Below are 18,210 nucleotides of genomic sequence, written 5' to 3'. Positions count from 1 at the left end.
AAGGTGCTATCGCCATTCAAAGAATCAATAACGTCGCGGGACGAGATGCAACCATTCCGATTTGTCGACTTGTTTGCCGGCCTAGGCGGCTTTCATGTGGCCCTTGCCCGCATGGGCGGCCAATGCGTGTTCGCCGCTGAGTGGAAGGAGCATCTGCGAGAACTTTACGAAACGAACTTCGGATTGAAGCCAGAGGGCGACATCACGAAAGTCCATCCGAAGGATGTTCCCGATCACGATCTGCTGACAGCCGGCTTCCCGTGCCAGCCATTCTCCAAGGCTGGTGAGCAACTCGGTTTCGAGTGCACCGAGCAAGGCAACCTCTTTTTCAATGTCGCTGCCATCCTCAAAAAGAAGAAGCCCACGTACTTTGTCCTTGAAAACGTTCCTAACTTGCTAAAACACGACAAGGGTCGTACTTGGGGAGAGATCCAGAAGATTCTTGGCAAGAATAAAAACGGGCTGGGCTACGATATCCGTGCCGAGCGATTCTCGCCTCACAACTTCGGCATTCCGCAGATTCGCGAGCGCGTCTACATTGTAGGCTCATTGCTACCGCTGGACGACTTTGAATGGCCCAAAACCAGCGACGTCGAGACGAACATCGGCGCTGTGCTCGACGACAACCCGCCTGATGCGAAGCAACTGTCCGCTCGGGTTAACGAATGTCTAGTTGTCTGGGACGAGTTTTTGAAGGCTTGTCCGCCCGATGTGGAGCTACCTTCGTTCCCTCTGTGGTCTATGGAATGGGGTGCGACCTACCCGTACGAAGTGACGACGCCACATGCCCGCAAGGAATCCTTCGGAATGGATGGCCTGAAAGGCTTCAAGGGTAGCCATGGTACGAAGCTTGGCTATTTACGCACACTGGAGGAGCGTTGGGCCGCATTGCCCAGTCACGCTCGCACGGCCGAAATGGAGTTCCCGAAGTGGAAACAGGACTTCATTCGTCAGAACCGCCAGTTCTACCAAGACAATAAGGTATGGATTGACCCTTGGCTACACAAGATTCTGAAGTTCCCATCAAGTCTCCAGAAGTTCGAGTGGAACATAAAAGGGGGGGAACGCAATATTTGGGATTACGTCATCCAGTTTCGCGCTTCTGGCGTCCGCGTCAAACGTCGTACAACCGCACCGAGCCTGATCGCGATGACGGACACCCAGGTGCCCATCATCGGGTGGCAGAAGCGTTACATGACGCCACGCGAGTGTGCTCGACTCCAAAGCCTAGATAGCCTCAACCAGCTTCCGAAGAGCCCAACTCAAGCGTTCGCAGCGCTGGGCAATGCGGTGAATTCCAATGTCGTGGAGATGGTCGCTCAGGCGTTGCTGGCAACGCGGCATACCGTCGAGGCTACTGATCCGGCGCGGCTGCGCGAAGCGGGAACGGTCGAATGCAGGTAACTCCAGATCCACAGCTGACCAAGTCGATTGAAATCCGGCCCGAAGTCACGATGTTGTCAGTGCTTCGGCACCTGAACTACAAGCCTTGGTATGCCATCGCGGAGTTCATCGACAACGCACTGCAGAGCTACCTTGCGAATCGAGCGGCTCTCGAAGCCATCCACGGAGAGAACTTTCACCTCGAGGTCGACGTTCGTATCGACACGAACGATCCGGGCCTCATAGTCGTCACCGACAACGCGGCTGGCATCTCCGCTGCCGACTTCCCTCGAGCCTTCAGGGCCGCACAGGCTCCCCCCAATCGCAGCGGCCTATCTGAGTTCGGAATGGGGATGAAGAGCGCGGCGTGCTGGTTCGCGGAAAGGTGGAGCGTTCGAACCAAGGCCATTGGCGAGTCACTTGAGCGCACGATTCATTTCGACATCCGCCACATCGTCGACAACAAGATTGAGAGCCTGAAGACCGAGCCGCGGGACGTAGACAATTCGTCGGCGCACTACACGGTGGTGACGCTGCGCGGGTTGCATCATGTCCCTCAGGGCCGGACGCTCGGGAAAATCAAGGAGCATCTCGCGAGCATTTATCGGGTGTTCCTAAGGGATGGTCGGATGATCTTGAAGTTCAACGGCGAGCCGTTGAACTACGCGGCCGTGCCCATCCTTACTGCGGCCACCTACACGGCGCAGGGAGCACCGGTTCAAGGGCCGGACACCAAGCCTATTCACTGGCGCAAAGACATCAACCTCGACTTCGGCAAGGGCCAGAAGATCACCGGCTTTGCCGCGCTTCGTGAGGTCGGTTCGACTCCGTTCGCCGGCTTCGCGCTCTTCCGTCGAGACCGCCTCATTGAAGGTAGCTACGATGAAACCTATCGACCAAGCCTCATCTTCAAGCAGACCAACAGCTATCCCTACCAACGTCTCTTCGGGGAGCTTCACGTCGAGGGCTTTGAGGTCAGTCACACGAAGGATGGCTTTCGCTGGGAAGAGTACGAGGACATCATTCTCGAATTCTTGAAAGACCAACTGGAGGCTAGCCCGCTGAACCTGTTGGCCCAGGCGGAAAACTATCGAGCCCTACCTTCGAAAAAGAACATCGAGTCGCGCGCCGCGGCTGCTACAGCCTCGGTTTCTGATTACATAGAAAAGGATGTAGCGCCGCTCCTGGTTGAGGCGAAGACTAATCCAGCGGAGCCTCTGCCACTGCCGCAGGTGCTACCGCCGAGTGCGCTGCAGGCTTCGGAACGAACAGTCTCCGTCAACGATGGCAACTGGGATTGGGTCATTACAATTCGAACATCAGTAGACCCCGCGCGCGAGGACTGGGTCTCGCTGGCTAAACAGGAATCGTTGAAGGGTGACATGGATAACACGCGACGTCTGGTCGTGGAGTTATCGCTCGCACATCCGTTCTCGACCGAGTTTCTCGGGACTAACAACGAGAACATTGAACTCTTCCTTCGAATTGCCACCGCAGTTTGCATCGCACTGGTCCTTTCGGAGGACATCACAGGGCAGGCCCCCGAGGCCGTCCTATACCACTTCAACTACCTGATGCGTGGTTTTTTGAGCTGTGCTTCGATAACCAAGGATGACCAACGATGACCACCTCAATCAAAATTCTCAGAACCATCAAACCGCCTCTCCGCTGGGTACCTGAGCAGCGCGACTTCACTACGGAGTTTCTGCAGAGCAAGTCGAAAGATCCGAACGGCCCGAATTACGAAGATCTGACAAATGGCGCGGATTCAGTTCTGCAAGAAGCACAGCGCATTCTCGGGCGCTGCCTTCCGCCCACCAAGCCAGGTACTCCCGAGACCGGCCTCGTCGTGGGATATGTGCAAAGCGGCAAGACACTCTCATTCGAGACAGTCATTGCCTTGGCCCGTGACAACGGCTACGGCGTGGTCATAGTCCTTGCGGGTACGAAGAACAATCTGCGTGACCAGTCTGAAGAACGCCTTAAGAAAGATTTCGGCATAGAAGACGGTGGTGACCATTGGTACCACTGGTCCAACCCCACGATATCGGTCAAGAGCCAGATTGAGAACCGATTGACCGCTTGGAAGAGGAAGCCGACGAAGAAGGCTCTACTCATTACCGTGCTCAAGCATGGTGGGCACTTGGAGAAGTTGGCCACTGTCCTCAAGAGTGTTGACCTCAGCACGGTGCCTTGCCTCATCATCGACGATGAGAGCGATCAAGCGAGCCTCAACACGAAGGCCGCGCGCATCAAGGCAGGCTTGGCAGCCATCACCGACGTCAGTACGACCTATAAGTCCATCCTGACGCTGCGCGCGGTGTTGCCGCACCACTCCTATTTGCAGTACACGGCCACGCCTCAGGCGAACCTGCTGCTCGCGCAGACAGACTTCCTTAATCCGAATTTTGCCGAACTTGTCACACCAGGTAATGCCTACACCGGAGGCAAGGCCTTCTTCTTGGACAACCCAAATCTCATTGCGGACATCCCTCCACGGCAAGTTCCGGGGCCAAACAACATTGTCCCTAGTCCGCCGAAGACGCTACTCGACGCCCTGCGCTTCTTCTTGCTCGCCGCGGCCCATCATTCGCTGACACGAGGAAAGGGGTTAAAGGCAAAAGATCGCAACCGATCAATGATGGTTCACCCAGCCATCGCAACCACCTCGCACAAGATCTACAAGGCCTGGATTGATAAGGCGCTTAAAACGCTGAAAAGCATGGTGGAGCGGCAGTTCGCGAGCGACCCTATCGCGGCGACGCTGCTCTTCAAGGCTGAGTACGAATCACTAGTCAAGACCTTCCCTAAGATTCGCTCGCTACCAGAGTTGGTTGCCGCGATGGTCGACGAAGTCTTCGACGACCTTAATGTCGTTGAAGTTAACGGCACGAAGGACGCTGAGAAAAAGGTCAACTGGAAGGCGACGAAGTATTGGATTTTGGTGGGCGGCGCGAAGCTAGATCGGGGATACACGGTCGAAGGTCTGTGTACCACTTACATGCCCAGGCCACTCGGGACTTCCCCGGCCGCGGATACGCTGCAGCAGCGTGCTCGCTTCTTTGGCTACAAGGCACCATACCTTGGTCTGTGTCGCGTTTTCGTCCAAGGCACTGTCAAGGCCGCGTTCACTGAGTACATCGAGCACGAGGAGTGCGTGCGTGACGCGCTGACAGCCAATAGAGGCCAACCATTGGCGCGCTGGCGTCGAGACTTCATCTTGACCGAACGGTTAAAGCCGACGCGTGCCAACGTTATCGGTCTGGGGGTTCGCCGGATTCCAGTCAATGGGTGGCTCGTACCATCGGTTATGCAACGGGATGCGAATGCTGCGGCTGCGAATCGAACCCTGTTGGGTTCAGTGGTCCCCAAGTGGGAGAGGGCTTACGGCTCGCCGGTGAACGCGGCCACGGTCCTCAAAGGAGTGACCAGCTCCCCGCACGATGTGATTGAAGCCGTACCGCTGCTAGCTGTTCTTGAAGACTTTCTGCTGCATGTAAACGTAAGAGATCCAAGCGACGCAGAACAGCACATTGCAATGCTGATTGCGTTGTCCTCAATGCACGACAAGGATCCATCGCTGAAGGTCGATGTGTTCCTCATGAACAGACTGCAGACCGGCTACCGTACTCGCGTTGCGGGTCATGGGCTTCCTGCAAGCCATCCCTTTGCACCCATCAACCAGTACTTCAGCCAAAGCGCGGGCACCATCAACGATCGCGATCATTGTTTCAGTGATCGCATCAGCCTGCAACTGCGCAAGTTCAGCCTAGGTACGCACCAACGAGACCCGAGCAAGGCCGACATCAAGGACGTGGCCTGGTTCGCGTTGAACGTGCCATCGAAACTGCGCAAGGCGCTTCTGATCGAGGAAAGACGCTGAGATGGATCTGTTTGCTGGCTTCGCCGACCTTCCCTTGGCGCAGTCCACTGCGGATCTCGTCGCTGTTGCCCTGTCGACACAACGACGTGACTTCCTTGCCAAGGCAGCTGATGGCAGCCCAGTTTTTTTGTTACACGACGCGAGCCCAGCGACTTATTTCCCCGCGATTGAACTGAAGAACATCTCCGTCCAGTTCCACAGTACCTGCCGAGTGACGACGACCGATGGCACTCTTGAGGGCCAGTTTGCAGTCATCGCATGTGACGCAACGGTTCCGGAGTTACATGAAATTTTTGTCCGCTGCTTTTCGGCAGCGGTCGAGCAGCTTCCGGCGGCGTCGACCACCGAAAATCTGCAGCATTGCATTCAGGCGTTACTAGACCTCTTTCGCGTGTTGGGCCTGCCCGGTAGTCGAGAAGTGGCTGGGCTATGGGCCGAACTCTTCGTGATGTCCAAGTGCAATAACGTGGCTCAAGCACTTCGAGCTTGGCACGCGGGCCCGTTCGAGCGGTTCGACTTCACTTGGCCCAACGGCCGTCTTGAAGTCAAGGCGGCCGTCAAGGAGCAGCGCGTGCATGAGTTCGCGCTTGAGCAGTTGCAGCCACCCATCACAGGTGGTGGATTTGTGGTTTCTCTTCTCCTTCAGCCGATGAATGGGGGAGTCGGCGTGACTGACTTGGCCAACCTCATCGAGCAGCACGTCTCCGTTGAATCCAAACTCAGGCAGAAGCTCTGGGAGAACATTGCCGCAGCACTTGGAAGTGACTTTTCGGAGGGACTAGACCGCCGCTTCGACCCGTCATTTGCTGAGCGCAGTTTCTCCATCTATGCCATGGGCGACGTTCCGGCACCCGAGCAGCCTCGTGACCCTCGAATCACCGGCATGCGCTTCCGAGTGGATCTTTCATCTGTGCAGTCGTCGCTAGTCGGTAGTCCAAGGAATCTGCTTCATAGCTTGTTCGGATGAGCAACTCTCGCGTCCTAATCGTGATATCGCTGATCGGGTTTTAGAAGGCCTCGTGCACAACGGTACAAGCGCTACGGTGTGGGGATGATCCATCTGAAGGAGTTGGCAATTCCGGCCAATTATGGTTTCCAGAACAAATTGGGGGAGGTGGCGCAGGATGGTGGGCCCACCAGGACTCGAACCTGGAACCAAGGGATTATGAGTCCCCTGCTCTAACCATTGAGCTATAGGCCCGCGAGCGTGGGAGTTTACCGTAGGGCGCGGCGCGCCCACGAGGCCGGACCTTCGCCGGAACGAAGAAGCCCCGCGTCGGCGGGGCTTCCTGGCAGGCGCGGCGGGTTGTCCGGTCATTGTCTGGCTTGCTGGGGCACCTTGCGCACCTTGTCCATCGGGTAGCCCAGCGCCTGCACCCGCGCCAGCAGCGCGTCGTAGTCGGCCTGCGCGATGGTCGGCGTGCGCGCCATCACCCACATGTAGTCGCGCGCATCGCGTGCCACGATGACCTGGCTGTAGTCGTCCTTCAGCCAGGCCACGATGTACTGCGCCTTCAGCGGCCAGAATACCTGCACGCCCCACACCGCGTTGCCGGTGCCGGGCTTGACGAAGCCGGTGGAGTGGATCTCCTTGCGTTCGCCGTCGAAGCTGCCGTTGCGGAAGTGGAACGAGGTGGCGACGTTGCCATCGGGCCTCAGCGTGTAGACCTCGACCGCGTTGTACGCGTTCTTCTCGAAGCGGGTGGGGATGGTGGCGATCACGTACCAGTCGCCCATGAAGCGGGGCAGGTCGACATGGGCCACCGGCGTGATCGGCGGCAGCTCCCTGGCGAAAGTGTTGACGTTGAACAGCATGAGGCAGGCCAGCAAAAAGGTCGTCAGGATTCTCATGGCGTCTCCGCGGCGATCGAGGGGCGGGTGTCGACCGCGGGGCGCACGAAGCGGTAGTGCGCGACCAGCCACTGCTGGCCGTCGGCGTAGCCGAACAGCTCGGCGCAGGACATCCAGAACATGCGCCAGCGCTGGAACCACAGCGGCGCGGCCTTGCTGCCGTAGGCTTGCGCCAGCACCTTCATCACCTCGTCGTGGTGCGCATCCTGGTTGGCCAGCCAGTGGTTGGCGGTGCGCTGGTAGTGCGTGCCGTCGACATGCCAGCGCTGCTCGATGTGCAGCGCGGACTGGAACCACAGCAAGGTGTCCGACGCCGGCATCAGCCCGCCGGTGAAGAAGTGCCGGCCCATCCAGTTGTCGTCGCCCTCGGTCTCGAACGGATACATCGCGGTGCGGTGCGCGAAGATGTGCACGAACAGTTTGCCGCCGGGTTTCAGCCAGCCGGCGATGCGGTTCAGCAGCGTCTCGTAGTTGCGCATGTGCTCGAACATCTCGATCGACACGCAGCGGTCGAACTGCGCCGGATCGAGTTGCAGCGCGTTGACGTCGCAGGTGATCACCTGCACGTTGAACAGGCCACGTCGGCGGCATTGCGCCTCGATGTGCTGGCGCTGCGGGGTGGAGTTGGATACCGCGGTGATCCGCGCGCTCGGAAAATGCTCGGCCATCCACAGGGTCAGCGAGCCCCAGCCGCAGCCGAGTTCGAGTATCGACTGGCCATCGGCGAGCTGGGCGCGTTCGCTATACAGCCTGAGCATCGCCTCCTCGGCCTGGTCCAGCGACTCGTCGCCGCGCGGGTAGTAGCAGGACGAATACTTCAGGCGCTTGCCCAGGCAGAGCTCGAAGAATGCCGGCGGCAATTCGTAGTGCTGCGCGTTGGCCGCGTCGGTGTGGATCGCCACCGGGCTGTGGCGCAGCATCTCGATGCGCTGCGCATATCGCTCGGCTTGCGCGTCCAGGTCACCGGCCTGTTCCTCGCGCAGCCGTTGCGCACACAGTCGGCGGATGCCCTGGCGCAACAGCGCGTCGGGGATGCGGCCGCGTTCGGCCATGCCCAGCAGGCCTGGCGCGGGGCGCTCGCTGGCCAGTTCGGTGGAAGCGGGGGTGGTCATCGTGAGGGCCTCTTGGGAAACCAGGGAATCAACATGGGAGTGGTGCGTTGATAATCGCGGTAGTCCTCGCCGCGCGTGCGCAGCGCCTGTGCCTCGGTGTACGGCACGCCGCTGATCCAGCGCAGGAACACGTACATGACCAGCGGCCCGGACCACGCCAGCCAACCGATCGGCGAACCGAACGCCAGGCAGGCGTAGGCGAACCAGTGCAGCCATTCGAAGAAGTAGTTCGGGTGGCGCGAATACCGCCACAGGCCTTCGCGGCAGGTGCGTCCGCGGTGGGCCGGATCGGCGCGGAAGCGTGCCAGCTGCGCGTCGGCGATCGACTCGCCGAGCATGCCCAGCAGCCAGATGGCCACCGCCGCGGCCAGCCACGGCGCGGACGCCTGCGGGTTGCGCGCGACCGCCGCGAACGGCAGCGCGAACAACACGATCAGGAAGGCCTGGAACTGGAAGAAGGCGAAGAACTTCCACTGCGCGCCCTGCCAGTGCGCGCGCAGGTTGCGATAGCGACCGTCCTCCGCTTCGCCACGCACGCGCCGCCAGAGGTGCAGGGACAAGCGCAGGCCCCACGCGCCGCCGAGGCATGCCAGCATCGCGCGTGTCCACGGCGCGCCGCTGCCGGTGAACGCCAGCAGGACGGCGCTGCCGCCCACGCCTGCCGCCCACAGCACGTCGACGATGCCCGCATTGCTGCGCCGGCGCTGCCATTGCCAACCCAGCGTCATCATCAGCGCGGCCAGCAGCCACACGATCAGAAGTTGCCACCAGGGATTCATGCGCGGGCTCCTCGCGTTGCCGACCGCGGCTGCGTCGAGGCGCTGCCGAGGCGCGCCAGCCACGCCAGCGCCGGTGTCGCCAGCGCCCAGCCGAGCGCCAGGGCCAGCAGCGCGCGCCACGTCGGTTCGGCAAACGTCACCACCTGCCAGCCGCGCGCCGCACCCAGATAGGCCAGCGGACCGCCGACCAGCCCCAGCAGCGCCGCCAGCCACAGCCGCGTCTGCAGGTAGCGCAGGGACTGGCTGAAGGTCAGCGCGAAGGTCACCCACAGCGCGAGAATCCACGCCGGTGCCAGCGCCGGGTTCGGCCAGCCGGCCGCGTAATCGGCCAGCCCGCTGCGACTGAGCGTACCGTCCAGCAGGAAACCCATCACCAGTCCGGCGGCCATCAGGGCGAGATCGACGCGGACGTTGCGGGCGCAGGCCAGCTGCACCAGCGCGTAGACCAGCATGCCGAGCACGCCCGGCCACGCCAGCCCGTGACCTGCGCCGATCACCGCGACAAACCACACGGCCTGGTAGCCGATCAGGCTGAGCCAGAAACTCATGCCGGTCGGCCCGGCGACGATGCGGCAGGGCGGTGGCCCGGCTTGGCCATCAACAGGTGCGCCACGCCGATCGAGCGTTCGCGGAAGCCGCCTTCGCAATACGCCAGGTAGAACTCCCACAGGCGCACGAAACGTTCGTCGAAGCCCTGCGCGCGCACTTGCGGCAGGCGGGCCATGAAGCGCTCGCGCCATGCCTTGAGCGTCTGCGCGTACGAACTGCCGAAGTCCTCCAGCCGGATCAGGCCGAGGTCGCTGGCGCGCGTCTTGGCCGCGAGCAGCGCGCTGATGGAGGGGATGAAGCTGCCGGGAAACACGTGGCGCTTGATGAAGTCGACCGACCTCAACGCCTGCGCATAGCGGTGGTCCTCGATGGTGATCGCCTGCACCAGCGCCAGGCCCTCCGGCTTCAGCAGGCTGCCGAGCTTGCCGAAATAGACGTCCAGATACGGGGCGCCGATCGCCTCGACCATCTCGATCGAGACCAGCTTGTCGTACTGGCCTTCGAGGTCGCGGTAATCCTCCAGCAGCAAGGTGACGTGCCCCTCCATGCCGGCTTCGGCGACGCGCTGGCTGGCCAGCGCATGCTGCTCGCGCGAGATCGTGGTGGTGGTGACATGGCAGCCGTAGTGCTGCGCCGCGTACAGCGCGAAGCCGCCCCAGCCGGTGCCGATCTCGATCACCCGGTCGGCGGGCTGGAGGTCGAGCTGGCGGCAGATCCGCTCCAGCTTCCGTGCGGAAGCGGTTTCCAGCGTGTCGGCCGGGTCGCTCCAGATCGCCGAGGAGTACATCAGGTCCGCCGAGAGGAACAGGCTGAAGAAATCGTTGCCCAGGTCATAGTGCGCGGCGATGTTGCGGCGGCTGCCGTTGCGGGTGTTGCGACGCAGCGCGTGCCACAGCCGCATCGCCATGCCGCCGAGTCGGGCCAGTCCGCTTTCCATGCCGTCGAGCAGGTCGCGGTTGCGCACCAGCAGCTGGATCAGGCCGACCAGGTTGTCGCAGCGCCACTGGCCGTCCATGTACGACTCGCCGGCGCCGACGCTGCCATGACGCGCCACTGCGCGGTAGAAGCCCGGGTCCAGCACCTGCAGGTGGATCTGCAGCGTGGGCTGCGCACTGGCGGGTTCACCCAGCTCCGCCGTGCCGCAGGCGTCGCTCAGCACCAGCCGGCCGTGGCGCAGGCCGCGCATCCGCTCGAGCAGTTGCCGGCGCAGGAAGCGATCGAGCCCGCCGAATGCGGCGTCGTCGCGGGTACGGGTGCTGGCGATATCGTTCATGGCAAACCTCGGGAGCGTTCGTTTCAGTCGGCAGGGCGCGCGGGCGGCGCCGGATGGTCGTGCACCGGATTGCGCTTCAGCCACAGCCGCAGTGCATGCCAGTGGATCGCGCCGACCACCTGAGCGGTCATCAGCGGATAGCGCCAGAGCACGCGCGCCAGCGACGCGCCGGTCAGCGGCAGGCGCTGCAGGTTCAGCGTGGCGTCGAACGTGCGCCGGCCTTCGCGCATCACGTTCATGTGCACGCGCAGGTCCTCGGCCGGCACGGTGAAGCGCCAGTCGTAGGTGCAGTCCATCGGCATGAAGGGCGACACGTGGAAGGTCTTGGCAAAGTTCCAGTGCAGTGCGCGGCCATGCACCTGTGCGTCCTCGACCGGCAGCACATAGGCGTGGCGCTGCTTCCACGGCGTGTTGGTGATTTCGGCCAGCACCGCCAGCAGGGTTTCGCCATCCTCGGCGAAGCAGTAGTAGAAGCTGACCGGGTTGAACACCATGCCGGCGTAACGCAGGTGGGTGAGCAGGCGGATCGGACCGCTCGGCCGCGTGCCGGTGGCTTGCTCCACCCGCTGGCGCACCGCATCGGTCAGCGACAGGGTCGCCGGTCCCAGGTAGTCGCTGCGGCGGAACTGCGCCAGGTTGCGATGCGTGGTCGACCACAGCCAGCGCTCGGCGAATATCCGCTCGACCTCGTCCAGGTCCAGGTACAGCTGGGCCATGCGATAGCTGAACGCGTGTGCGTGCGGCTCATGCCGACGGTGGCGCACCACGCCTTCGTACACGGCGCTGGCCAATCGCAGCTTCGAGCTGGCCGGCTTCGTCGTCACGCCATCAGCTCCGCCTGGTGCGATCGGGTCGCCGCCGCCGGCGCATGGTCCGGTGGCCAGTGCACGCCCAGCGCCGCAGCCACCTCGACCGCGCTGCGCATGCCGTCCTCGTGGAAACCCCAGCCCCAGTACGCGCCGGCAAACCAGGTGCGGCGCCAGCCCTGGATTTCGGCCTTGCGCGCCTGCGCCTGCACCGAGGCGCGGGTGTAGACCGGATGGTGGTAGCGCATGCGCGCCAGGACCTTGGCCGGGTCGATTGCCTCGCTGCGATTCAGGGTGACCACGAAGGGCTCAGGCGAGGCGATGCCCTGCAGCAGGTTCATGCAGTAGCTGACCGTGCACGGCGCGGCGGGATCGCGCGGCAGCCACGCATTCCAGGCCGCCCACGCCTTGCGCCGGCGCGGCAGCACGCTGGCGTCGGTGTGCAGCACGGTGTCGTTGGCCTGGTAGGTCATCGCGCCCAGGATCGATTGCTCGCGCTCGTTCGCGTCGCCCAGCAGGCGCAGCGCCTGATCGCTGTGGCAGGCCAGCACCAGCTGGTCGAAATGCTCCACGCCCGCCGCGCTGCACAGCTCGACGCCGCCAGCGTGGCGCAGGATCGAATGCACCGGACAATTCAGCCGCTCGCGCACCGGCCAGTGCGCGCGCAACGCCGCCACGTAGGTCGACGAGCCGCCCTTCACCACGCGCCACTGCGCACGTCCGGCCAGTTGCAGCATCTGGTGGTTGGCCATGAACTGCACCAGGTAACGCGCGGGAAACTGCAGGATCTGCGTGGGCGGCGACGACCACAGTGCCGAGGCCATCGGAATCAGATGTTCGTCGCGGAACGCGGCGCCGTAACCGTGCTGCAGCAGGTAATCGCCGAGGCTGGTCGTGTCCTCGGGCGTGAGCAACAGCGCGGGTGCCTCGCGGTAGAAGCGGGCGAGGTCGCGCACCATGCCGAGGAAGCGCGGCGACAGCAGGTTGCGGCGCTGGCAGAACAGCGTATCCAGCGTGGTGGCGTTGTACTCCAGCCCGCTGGCCTCGCTGTGCACCGAAAAGCTCATCGTGGTCGGCTGCGAGGCCACGCCCAGCTGCGCGAACATCCGCGTCAGCAGCGGATAGTGCGCCGGGTTGTGCACGATGAAGCCGCTGTCGATGCGGTAGCTTTTTCCGGCCTGCTCCACCTCGTGCGTATGGGTGTGCCCGCCGAAATAGTCATTGGCCTCGAACAGCGTCACCTCATGCTTGCGCGACAGCAGCCACGCCGACGCCAGCCCCGCGATGCCCGACCCGACCACGGCGATGCGCATCGCTCAGCTCCCCGCCCTGGCCAGCACCCACGCCGGCACCGGTTTCAACCCGCGCACCAGGCCCAGCATCGCCATCAGCTTCAGTCCGTACCAGGTCACGTCGACTTCCCACCAGCGGAAGCCCTGGCGACTGGAGCCGGGGAAGAAGTGGTGGTTGTTGTGCCAGCCTTCGCCGAACGTCAGCAGCGCCAGCCACAGGTTGTTGCGGCTGTCGTCCTTCGTCGCGTAACGACGACGGCCGAAGCGATGCGCCAGCGAGTTGATCGTCACCGTGGCGTGGAACAACACGATGGTGGATACGAAGAAACCCCACACCAGCATCTGCCCGCCACTGGTGCCCAGCTGCGGCGCCACGTGTTGCAGCAACGCGCCCAGCCCGTACATCGCCATGGCCAGCAGCAGCGGCACCGCGATGTCGAAGCGGTCCAGCCAGCGCAGCTCGGGATACTTCGCCAGATCCGGCACCCGCGTGAGATCCGTGCGGAAATTGCGCGGGGTCAGGAACCAGCCGACATGGCTCCACAGGAAGCCGTGCACGCGCGGCGAATGCGGATCGGCCGGCGTGTCCGCAACCCGGTGGTGCTGCCGGTGATGCGCCGCCCACCACAGCGGTCCGCGTTGCACGCAGGACGCACCGATCAGCGCGAACACGAATTGCACCGCGCGCGAGGTCTGGAACGAGCGGTGCGAAAAATAGCGGTGGTAGAAGCCGGTCAGCGCGAACATGCGCAGCATGTAGAGCGCGCCCGCCACGCCCAACGCGACCGGCGACACGCCGACCCGGATCACCCCGAGGCAGGCTAGGTGCATCGCGACGAACGGGGCCGCGCGCAGCCAGTCGATCCGGTCCTCGCGGCGCTCGTCGATCTCCACCACGGTGCTGGTGTCGAACCAGCGGCGCAGCGTACGGGCCGCCCAGGAGCGCTCCACGGCCGCCACGGCGCCATCGGCGGGTGCCTGAGGGGGCGAGGGAGTTGCAGGCGATGTCGATCGGGCGGCCATCAGGGAAACATCCGGTGAGCGGTTCATTGACGCATACGGCGCGAATGGCGCCGCGGATGCATGCGGATGCGAAGCCGTCGTTCACGCCACCTCGCGGCGGGGTGTGCTGTTCAGTGCCGATCTCGCCTTGCCGGCGACGGGCGACGCGCAGGCAGCGAGCATCAAGATCTTCGTGGCCGCGCCGATACCGCATTGCGCAACGAGTGAAAAATCGCAAAATGGGTCACCAATCGAGTCGTTGCCGCATCCATGCAGGACACGCCTTGGGTGAGCCAAGGAGTTCGCATGTCCAGTACCGATCTCGCCTTGCCCGGGCCGCAGTCCATCGCCGACCCATCGTCGGCGCTGGAAACCGTGTCTCGCCCCCTGCTGCGCGTGGTCCAGCACATCACCGGCATGGAAACCAGTTTCGTGACCGCGATTGACTGGGAAGCGCAGCGGCAAGACGTGCTGTTCAGCCTGAACACCGGGGAGTTGCAGATCGTCGAGAAAAGCCAGACCGCCTGGCATGACTCGATGTGCCGCTCCATGTTCCTCGCCGGCCAGGCGGCCAGCATGGACGTGGGCCGCGACGTGGTGGCCACGGGCGACGCGCAGACAGCGGGCATCAAGAGCTTCGTCGCCGTGCCGATCCTTGCTGGCGACATCACGATCGGCACGGTATGCAGTGCCAGCCGCCGCCCGATCGGGTTGAGCGGGGACCAGGTCGAGGCCTTGCAATGCATTGCCGACGCCGTGCAGCAGCTGCTGCAGATCGAGCTCGAGAAGACCCTTGCGCTGAGACGGGCAACCGCTGCCGAGCAGGAGGCGCGGGAAGCAATCGAAGAGGCCAGCCGGAACGCGGTCGAAGTCGAGCGCATGGCCCACCTGGCGCATACCGACGACCTCACCGGCCTGCCGAACCGGCGCGCGTTCGTCGCCCGCTGGGAGGACACGCTGGCGCGCTCCGGCCGTCTTCATTACGGCATCGGCGTGCTGCTGATCGACGCCGATCGCTTCAAGACGATCAACGACACGATGGGTCACCACATGGGCAACGAGGTGCTGGCCGCCGTCGGTGCATCGCTTCGCCAGGCGGTGCGCGGCGAGGACTTGATTGCACGCCTTGGCGGTGACGAATTTGCCATGGCCATCTGCAGTGCCAGCGGCGAGGAACTGGTCAGCCGGGCGCAGTTGATCCGGCAAAGTTTTGCGGCGATTACCGCCGGGCTGGGCGTCGATTCCACGCTCAGCATCGGCATCGCCCACAGCAAGAACGGTTCGCGTCACGAGCTGCTCGCTGCCGCCGACCGGGCGCTGTACCGCAGCAAGGCCGCCGGTGGCGACCGCGCGACACTCTCGGACGGCGACGACACCTGAGCAGCCAACCCTGCCTCAGCGGGCAAGCGCGCCGTAGGCATCCAGCGCCTGCTGGCGCGATTGGCCGAGATCGACCATCGGTGGGGGGTAGCCGCTGCGTTGAAGCAGGGCGGCGTCCTTCCACGGCTCGTGGAGCAGCGCTGCGGGCGCAGCGGCCAGTTCCGGCAACCAGCGGCGCAGGTAGGCGCCATCCGGATCGAACTTGCGTGCTTGCGTCACCGGGTTGAACACGCGGAAGTAGGGCGCCGCGTCGGCGCCGCAGCCGGCCACCCACTGCCAGCCCAGCGTATTGTTGGCGAGGTCCGCGTCGACCAGGGTGTCCCGGAACCAGCGCGCGCCGTGCTGCCAGTGCTGGCGCAGGTTCTTGGTCAGGAAACTGGCCACGACCATGCGCACGCGGTTGTGCATCCAGCCGGTGTGCCACAGCTCGCGCATGCCGGCGTCGACCAGCGGGACGCCGGTGCGGCCGCGTTGCCAGCGTTCCAGCAAGGCCTGATCCGCGGACGCCCACGGGAAATCGTCGAAGCGCGGATTGAAGTTGTCGGTGGGCGTGTGGGGAAAGTGATACAGCAGGTGATGGGCAAATTCGCGCCAGCCCAGCTCGCGCAGATACGGCTCGATGTCGGGGCGGCGTGTGGCGTCGGCGGCACGGGCGCGAAGATCGAGTTCGAAGTGGATTTGCCGCGGCGAAATCTCGCCGAAGTGCAGGTGCGGCGACAGCCGCGAGGTGCCATGGCGCGCGGGCAGGTCGCGTGCGTGCGCGTAGTCGCCGATGGCGTCGTCGGCGAATATCTCCAGCAACTCCTGCGCGCCGGCTTCGCCCGGTTGCCAGCTGGCGGCCAGGCCATCGGCCCAGGCGATGCGCGGCAGCAGCTCGAGTGCCGCCAGCGGCAGGCTGCCGGACAAGTCGCGCCAGCCCGGCACGCGTGGCGCGGGCAGCGGTCCGGTCGCCTGCAGTTGCGCACGCAGGTTGCGCCAGTACGGCGTGAACACCTTGTACGGCTGGCCTTGCTGGGTGGCGATCTGCCATGGCTCGCACCACAACGCGGCGTTGTGGCTGTGCACCGCGACGCCGTCGGCCTGCAGGGCGCTCTTGATGCGCGTGTCACGCTCGATCGCGGCCGGCTCGTACAAGCGGTTCCAGTACACCGTGCGTGCACCGCTGCGGTCGATCAGCTCGCGCAGGGTGCCCAGCGGCTCGCCACGACGCAGGTGCAGGGCGGCGCCGGCATCGCGCAAGTCGTGGTCCAGCGCCAACAGCGAATGGTGCAGCCACCAGCGGCTGGCGGCGCCGGTGGAGCCGGCGTCGTCATCGGCATGGATGAAGACCGGCAGCACCCGTGCGTGTTGCGTACAGGCCGCGCTCCACGCCGGGTTGTCGGTGAGGCGCAGGTCGCGCCGGAACAGCACCAGCGCCGTGTCCATCGCGTCGCGCGCGGACACGGTTCTAGAAGCCGAACAGCGGTTGCAGCGTGCGCGCGAGCCAGCCGGAGAACTTCAGCGGCGCATCGGTGGCGGCCACGCAGATGCACGGCACGCCGGGCGAGGTCACCGGCTGGTGCAGGGTTTCGCCGTCCAGGTCGGCCACGTCGCCGGGGCCGAAGTGACCGAGCAGGTCGTCGTAGGCGCCGTCCAGGATCATCGTCAGCTCGCTGCCGCCGTGGCTGTGCAGAGGCAGTTTGCTGCCTGGCGCGATGCGCAGCAGCATCAGGTCGCCGCCAGCGATGCCGCCGGCGCGAATGCGCTGCACGCCCGGCGCCACGCGCTTCCAGCGCAACGCGCGCAGGGACTGGCCGAACCACGGGTGCAGGGCGCGCGGCAGGCGATCGGGATCGCGGGCATCGACGGCCTCGGGCGGCAACGCCGCCTGCCCGGTCTCCGGCTCGGCATCGAGCCGGGCCAGGATCGCGATGCGCGCATCCTCCGCCGGGCCTTCTGCGCGTTGCTGTTGCAGCAGGGCACCGCCGATCTGGTCGGCGTCCCGCAGATGCGCGCGGCACTCCGCGCAGCGTTCCAGATGAGCCGCCGCAACCACCGCCAGCGCGGCGGGCAGGGCGCCGGCGGAATAGCCGATCAGGGTGGCGTCGTCGAGGTGACGATTCGGCTTCATCGCGCGCCCCTCATGCTGCCCTGCAGTTTGGCGAACGAGCGCCGCAGCGAGGATTTGACCGAGCCCAGCGGCATGTCCAGCTCCCGCGCGATCTCGCTGTGGCTTTTGCTTTCGAGGTAACACATGCGAACCAGCTTGGCCTGCACCGGGGGAAGTTGATCGATGGCCTGCTTCAACAGGTCCTGGTCGAAGGAGGATTCGGGCTGCGAGTCGAGCCGGCCGGATTCGAGCTGGTCGAGCTGGTCCAGGCCTTCCTGGATCGGCGACCAGTGCGGTTCCCTGCGCACGTGGTCGATGTAGAGGTTGCGCGCCACGCGATACAGCCAGGTGGCGAGGCTGGCGCGCGCCGGATCGAACATCGCGGCCTTGCGCCACAGCGTCAGCAAGGCCTCCTGCACCAGCTCGTCGGCGATCGATTCGGGCACGCCGAGGTTGCGCAGGTAGCGCTGCAGGCGTGGCGCGAAGTGATCGAAGATGCGCATGAAACTCGCGCGGTCACGCTGCGCGGACACGGCGGCCATCTGCGTCGACCAGTAACGTGCGTCAGGCATGGCGTGGTTCACGGCGGCAGGCACGGGTCGTATCGCCCGAAAGGGCGTCACCTCGGTGGCAGAGCGATCCGGACCCATCATACGCAACTTTCCGCTGGCGACCGGGGCCACATGCCCGACGATCGGACATGCTCCCTGTCACAGGCATACGGCGGGCGCGGCCATTCGGATTCAACCGCATCGAAAATCGCCGGCGAGCGGCCGGGCAAAAGAAAGCCCCGCACGTGGCGGGGCTGTTC

General features: G+C 64.2%; 16 protein-coding genes and 1 tRNA gene. 5 read left to right on the top strand and 12 right to left on the bottom strand.

Annotated elements, in window-relative coordinates; translation table 11 throughout:
* Positions 1-45: 45 nt before the first annotated feature.
* From dcm to ACVCL3_RS10150, 4 genes are read left to right on the top strand one after another with little or no spacing between them, the layout of a single operon-like run.
* Positions 46-1,404 carry a DNA (cytosine-5-)-methyltransferase gene (dcm, locus tag ACVCL3_RS10165; protein WP_447101177.1) on the top strand — a complete coding sequence of 453 codons (1,359 nt, stop codon included), beginning with the start codon at positions 46-48 and terminating at the stop codon, positions 1,402-1,404.
* Complete coding sequence (locus tag ACVCL3_RS10160; RefSeq protein ID WP_447101176.1) at positions 1,395-3,008, top strand: ATP-binding protein; 1,614 nt, start codon at positions 1,395-1,397, stop codon at positions 3,006-3,008. The genes dcm and ACVCL3_RS10160 overlap by 10 nt, the downstream gene beginning before the upstream one ends.
* Positions 3,005-5,266 (top strand): Z1 domain-containing protein, encoded by a 2,262-nt coding sequence (locus tag ACVCL3_RS10155; protein WP_447101175.1) that lies wholly within the window; start codon positions 3,005-3,007, stop codon positions 5,264-5,266. The genes ACVCL3_RS10160 and ACVCL3_RS10155 overlap by 4 nt, the downstream gene beginning before the upstream one ends.
* Position 5,267: 1 nt before the next feature.
* Entirely contained in the window at positions 5,268-6,233 is a 966-nt protein-coding gene (locus tag ACVCL3_RS10150; RefSeq protein ID WP_447101174.1) for a PD-(D/E)XK motif protein, read from the top strand.
* 158 nt (positions 6,234-6,391) lie between these two features.
* Here ACVCL3_RS10150 and ACVCL3_RS10145 read toward each other — a convergent pair.
* The 9 genes from ACVCL3_RS10145 to ACVCL3_RS10105 form a co-directional block, all read right to left on the bottom strand.
* A tRNA-Ile gene (locus tag ACVCL3_RS10145) sits at positions 6,392-6,467 on the bottom strand.
* Positions 6,468-6,580: 113 nt separating this feature from the next.
* Complete coding sequence (locus ACVCL3_RS10140) at positions 6,581-7,117, bottom strand: lipocalin family protein (RefSeq protein ID WP_395120968.1); 537 nt, start codon at positions 7,115-7,117, stop codon at positions 6,581-6,583.
* On the bottom strand, positions 7,114-8,229 hold the full coding sequence (locus ACVCL3_RS10135; RefSeq protein WP_447101173.1) for an SAM-dependent methyltransferase: 1,116 nt from the start codon (positions 8,227-8,229) through the stop codon (positions 7,114-7,116). Before ACVCL3_RS10135 ends, ACVCL3_RS10140 begins: the two co-directional genes overlap by 4 nt.
* A complete protein-coding gene (locus tag ACVCL3_RS10130) occupies positions 8,226-9,008 on the bottom strand; it encodes a DUF1295 domain-containing protein (protein WP_447101172.1) in 783 nt (260 codons plus the stop codon). The genes ACVCL3_RS10135 and ACVCL3_RS10130 overlap by 4 nt, the downstream gene beginning before the upstream one ends.
* Positions 9,005-9,556 (bottom strand): DUF2878 domain-containing protein, encoded by a 552-nt coding sequence (locus ACVCL3_RS10125; protein WP_447101171.1) that lies wholly within the window; start codon positions 9,554-9,556, stop codon positions 9,005-9,007. The genes ACVCL3_RS10130 and ACVCL3_RS10125 overlap by 4 nt, the downstream gene beginning before the upstream one ends.
* Complete coding sequence (locus tag ACVCL3_RS10120; RefSeq protein ID WP_447101170.1) at positions 9,553-10,830, bottom strand: class I SAM-dependent methyltransferase; 1,278 nt, start codon at positions 10,828-10,830, stop codon at positions 9,553-9,555. Before ACVCL3_RS10120 ends, ACVCL3_RS10125 begins: the two co-directional genes overlap by 4 nt.
* A 23-nt stretch (positions 10,831-10,853) precedes the next feature.
* Entirely contained in the window at positions 10,854-11,654 is an 801-nt protein-coding gene (locus ACVCL3_RS10115; protein ID WP_447101169.1) for a DUF1365 domain-containing protein, read from the bottom strand.
* Positions 11,651-12,949, bottom strand: a complete 1,299-nt coding sequence (locus ACVCL3_RS10110; protein WP_447101168.1) for an NAD(P)/FAD-dependent oxidoreductase — start codon at positions 12,947-12,949, stop codon at positions 11,651-11,653. Before ACVCL3_RS10110 ends, ACVCL3_RS10115 begins: the two co-directional genes overlap by 4 nt.
* Positions 12,950-12,952: 3 nt before the next feature.
* The gene (locus tag ACVCL3_RS10105; protein ID WP_447101167.1) at positions 12,953-13,951 is read right to left on the bottom strand and encodes an acyl-CoA desaturase; all 999 of its coding nucleotides are present in this window, start codon (positions 13,949-13,951) and stop codon (positions 12,953-12,955) included.
* Positions 13,952-14,236: 285 nt separating this feature from the next.
* Between ACVCL3_RS10105 and ACVCL3_RS10100 the strand changes: the two genes are divergently transcribed.
* A complete protein-coding gene (locus ACVCL3_RS10100) occupies positions 14,237-15,310 on the top strand; it encodes a sensor domain-containing diguanylate cyclase (protein WP_447101166.1) in 1,074 nt (357 codons plus the stop codon).
* 15 nt (positions 15,311-15,325) lie between these two features.
* Here ACVCL3_RS10100 and ACVCL3_RS10095 read toward each other — a convergent pair whose 3' ends face one another.
* From ACVCL3_RS10095 to ACVCL3_RS10085, 3 genes are read right to left on the bottom strand one after another with little or no spacing between them, the layout of a single operon-like run.
* The gene (locus tag ACVCL3_RS10095) at positions 15,326-16,735 is read right to left on the bottom strand and encodes a cryptochrome/photolyase family protein (RefSeq protein ID WP_395121312.1); all 1,410 of its coding nucleotides are present in this window, start codon (positions 16,733-16,735) and stop codon (positions 15,326-15,328) included.
* Between the two features lie 22 nt (positions 16,736-16,757).
* On the bottom strand, positions 16,758-17,420 hold the full coding sequence (locus ACVCL3_RS10090; RefSeq protein WP_395120977.1) for a ChrR family anti-sigma-E factor: 663 nt from the start codon (positions 17,418-17,420) through the stop codon (positions 16,758-16,760).
* Entirely contained in the window at positions 17,417-17,971 is a 555-nt protein-coding gene (locus tag ACVCL3_RS10085; protein ID WP_395120978.1) for a sigma-70 family RNA polymerase sigma factor, read from the bottom strand. Before ACVCL3_RS10085 ends, ACVCL3_RS10090 begins: the two co-directional genes overlap by 4 nt.
* Positions 17,972-18,210: the final 239 nt, after the last annotated feature.

This window comes from Rhodanobacter sp. UC4437_H4 (assembly GCF_052978425.1).
The sequence above is the reverse complement of the archived record's forward strand: the minus strand, read 5'-3'. Positions and strand labels throughout refer to the sequence as shown.

Excerpts from the sequence above, each read along its gene's own strand:
- ACVCL3_RS10100 (WP_447101166.1), top strand. The coding sequence starts at position 14,237 with ATGTCCAGTACCGATCTCGCCTTGCCCGGGCCGCAGTCCATCGCCGAC.
- ACVCL3_RS10110 (WP_447101168.1), bottom strand. The coding sequence starts at position 12,949 with ATGCGCATCGCCGTGGTCGGGTCGGGCATCGCGGGGCTGGCGTCGGCG.
- dcm (WP_447101177.1), top strand. The coding sequence starts at position 46 with ATGCAACCATTCCGATTTGTCGACTTGTTTGCCGGCCTAGGCGGCTTT.
- ACVCL3_RS10105 (WP_447101167.1), bottom strand. The coding sequence starts at position 13,951 with ATGGCCGCCCGATCGACATCGCCTGCAACTCCCTCGCCCCCTCAGGCA.
- ACVCL3_RS10085 (WP_395120978.1), bottom strand. The coding sequence starts at position 17,971 with ATGCCTGACGCACGTTACTGGTCGACGCAGATGGCCGCCGTGTCCGCG.
- ACVCL3_RS10155 (WP_447101175.1), top strand. The coding sequence starts at position 3,005 with ATGACCACCTCAATCAAAATTCTCAGAACCATCAAACCGCCTCTCCGC.
- ACVCL3_RS10125 (WP_447101171.1), bottom strand. The coding sequence starts at position 9,556 with ATGAGTTTCTGGCTCAGCCTGATCGGCTACCAGGCCGTGTGGTTTGTC.
- ACVCL3_RS10090 (WP_395120977.1), bottom strand. The coding sequence starts at position 17,420 with ATGAAGCCGAATCGTCACCTCGACGACGCCACCCTGATCGGCTATTCC.
- ACVCL3_RS10120 (WP_447101170.1), bottom strand. The coding sequence starts at position 10,830 with ATGAACGATATCGCCAGCACCCGTACCCGCGACGACGCCGCATTCGGC.
- ACVCL3_RS10160 (WP_447101176.1), top strand. The coding sequence starts at position 1,395 with ATGCAGGTAACTCCAGATCCACAGCTGACCAAGTCGATTGAAATCCGG.
- ACVCL3_RS10135 (WP_447101173.1), bottom strand. The coding sequence starts at position 8,229 with ATGACCACCCCCGCTTCCACCGAACTGGCCAGCGAGCGCCCCGCGCCA.
- ACVCL3_RS10095 (WP_395121312.1), bottom strand. The coding sequence starts at position 16,735 with ATGGACACGGCGCTGGTGCTGTTCCGGCGCGACCTGCGCCTCACCGAC.
- ACVCL3_RS10130 (WP_447101172.1), bottom strand. The coding sequence starts at position 9,008 with ATGAATCCCTGGTGGCAACTTCTGATCGTGTGGCTGCTGGCCGCGCTG.
- ACVCL3_RS10140 (WP_395120968.1), bottom strand. The coding sequence starts at position 7,117 with ATGAGAATCCTGACGACCTTTTTGCTGGCCTGCCTCATGCTGTTCAAC.
- ACVCL3_RS10150 (WP_447101174.1), top strand. The coding sequence starts at position 5,268 with ATGGATCTGTTTGCTGGCTTCGCCGACCTTCCCTTGGCGCAGTCCACT.